The organism is Protofrankia sp. CiP1_Cm_nod3, from assembly GCF_982290655.1.
The window spans coordinates 41,209-41,833 of record NZ_CEVIVD010000032.1; positions in this window are offsets into that span (position 1 = coordinate 41,209).

Sequence of the window (625 nt, forward strand, 5' to 3'; positions counted from 1 at the left end):
GCAGACGCCGGTGAGCTTGTCGGACTGGGTGAACTCCATGAACCAAGGGTAGGTGCACCGTCCACCGGGTTTTCTCGCCCATGACGAGTGGGCCACGCTTTTCGGAACCTCGGGCACGCACAGTGCGGGACCAACGGCCAACGGCGATGCGATCATGTTTGCGGCATGCTGCCGGCGGGCGGGCTTTTCGGGCCATGCGGGTTTCCGGCGCATGGTGGGTTGAAGACGGAGCGGTCGTGCGTTTGCCGGCTGCGGTTTCCGTCGGGTCCGGGTGGTCCGGAAAGCGGATCCGGATGGTCCGGATACCGATGGTCCGGAAGGCTTTCGGCCCGGAAGGCCCGCGGGCCCGAAGGCCTGCCGGGTCGCCCGGATCCGCCGGGCCACCCCGGTACGGATCACCCGCGGCCGTGGGTCCCGCGCCCAGCCGCGATGCCCGCTCGCGATGTCCGGTACTGACTCGCGATGTCCGGTACTGATGTCCGGCCGTGGCGCCCAGCCGGGGCGTCCAGCGGATCATTCGACACCGGCGTGTTCGGACAGCTGGATTCGGATGTCTGGGCGGCTATTCGGCGCGGTGCCGCGACAGATGGTGCCGCGGCCGGTGATGCGGCAGGTGCTGGGGGCT